Source organism: uncultured Campylobacter sp. (assembly GCF_937997595.1).
In the GTDB taxonomy this organism is placed as follows: Bacteria; Campylobacterota; Campylobacteria; order Campylobacterales; family Campylobacteraceae; genus Campylobacter_B.
The window spans coordinates 1-1,857 of the sequence record NZ_CALKTS010000217.1; the positions used below are offsets into that span (position 1 = coordinate 1).

Genomic DNA, 1,857 nt, shown 5'->3' on the forward strand with positions numbered 1-1,857 from the left:
GCCTTCCAGCAATCAGAATAGATAGTAGAGCTATCAAGCTCGCTATATTGCGATAATATGGATGGGTATTAGCTCACTAGCAGAGCAGTTTTTAACTATCTGAGTATAAACTTTGCCGTCTCTTTTAAGCATACTGAACACTGGCGTTTTATTTGCTGCGCCTCTACCTCTTTTACCCCTTACTCTTTTAGATCCGAAGTAACTTTCATCAATCTCAAAGCGAAGCTTCTAGGCGAGCTTGCGAGCTGGAAATCTCACCGCTAAATTTGCTTATATTTTCACACTCTTGAGACATAAGAATTCTTATTTCCCTAAAAATTTTACATAGGGTTGCTTCTGAAATTTTAGTTAAATTTGATATCTTTGATGCTTCTATATCTTCTGTGAACTACTTGAGAATTTTTCTAAATTTCTTCTGCGAAATTCGGGAACGGACTATATACCTGTTTTTCATAGCTCTCATCGTAACTTACTACTTCTTTGTGTGAGCTTAAATTAAAGAGAACCAAATTTTAAGCGGCGGAGAGGCGCAGCGGCTTAGTTTCGCACGTATTCATTACCACAAGCCGAGCTTTGTTTTTGCCGATGAGATCACGTCCGCACTCGATCCCGCCTCGGCGCGCGAGCTGCTACTGGGTCTGCGCGCGGATCTGCCGAACCTCGGCATGCTAGCAATCGTGCATCAAACGGGCCTTGAGGACATATTTGAGCGGACGATAGAGCTTTAAATTCGGCCCTTTAAATTTCACGCGGCAGGAATTTTGCCTTTAAATTCATATCTTTTTAAATCCAGATTTATTAAAATTACTCATTTATATTAAGCGGCGATAAAATTTAGCCTAGACGCTAAGTTCTCGCATACATGGGCATCGGCACCCGCGCGGCTAGGCGCTCGCACGCAGTCGGCAGCACGGCGGCGTCATGGGCCATACGACTACGCAGCGGCGAGCGGCTTGGAGGTCGGTAGACGGCGCGCGATCGCGATTTTGCGCGAAATTAAGTCGGTAAAATTTAAATGCAAAATGATCCACCAAGAAGACGGCGCCTAAATAAAATTTTAGACCGAGCCTCGATCGGTAGCGTAACGGCGTGCTAAATTAGTGGGCTACGGCAGCGGTGCGATGCGTGGGCGTCGCGATAAATCGGTAGCGCGTCGAATGGCGTGTAACACATCAGCGGCGCAGATGGCACGCCGTAGTCGAGAAGCGGAACGACAATACGTACCTACTCGGCGCCGTATGACATAACCTTCGCTTGGGCAAATCATCATCGTAACGGCGCTACGATCGAAGCGAACAACGCTGCCGCGACGACGGATCGGCAGTACAAGGGCGCTGCGTGATTGCGGCGGCGACAGCATAAAATGCCGCAATATGGCAACCGCGATCGACAGGATGCGCATGTAGGCAAAGCGCAGTGCAAGTAGCTCAAACGTCGCGATACGATGATGGCGATCCGCGGAGCGTATAGGCAAGCAACAGTGCGGGCGGCGCAATAACGCCGAGGCGATACGATAGCGGCGACCGACGAGACGTAACGCCGCCGTAGCGTTCGCGTGCGCTACGCCTAAGCCGCTAAATTTTAAAAATAAAGCAAGGAGATTTTATGCTTAAGGCGGGGATTGTCTACAAATTTGCGCTCATCGTGCTGCTAGGCTGCGCGCTTTGCATTTTGGGCTTTTCGGGCGTTAATTTCGTGCGCGGCGAATATGACGAGGCGTGGATGAGCCTACATAAAATTGCAGGATTCGGCCTGCTTTGCGTCGCGATCTTGCACGTGATTGCTAGGCGAAGGAAGCTTGCAAAGCTCTGGGGCGAGTTTTTGGACGTGGTTTTGAGCCGCAAAAATCCCGGCTTT

Annotated in this window: 2 pseudogenes; one reads left to right on the forward strand and one right to left on the reverse strand. The window is 49.1% G+C overall.

Annotated elements, in window-relative coordinates:
• Window positions 1-376 (reverse strand): annotated as a pseudogene (locus Q0614_RS07495) (transposase); the annotation flags it as partial.
• A 1,229-nt stretch (window positions 377-1,605) separates the two neighbouring features.
• On the opposite strand from Q0614_RS07495, the pseudogene Q0614_RS07500 reads away from it, so the two are divergent.
• A pseudogene (locus Q0614_RS07500) lies at window positions 1,606-1,857 on the forward strand (chemotaxis protein); the annotation flags it as partial.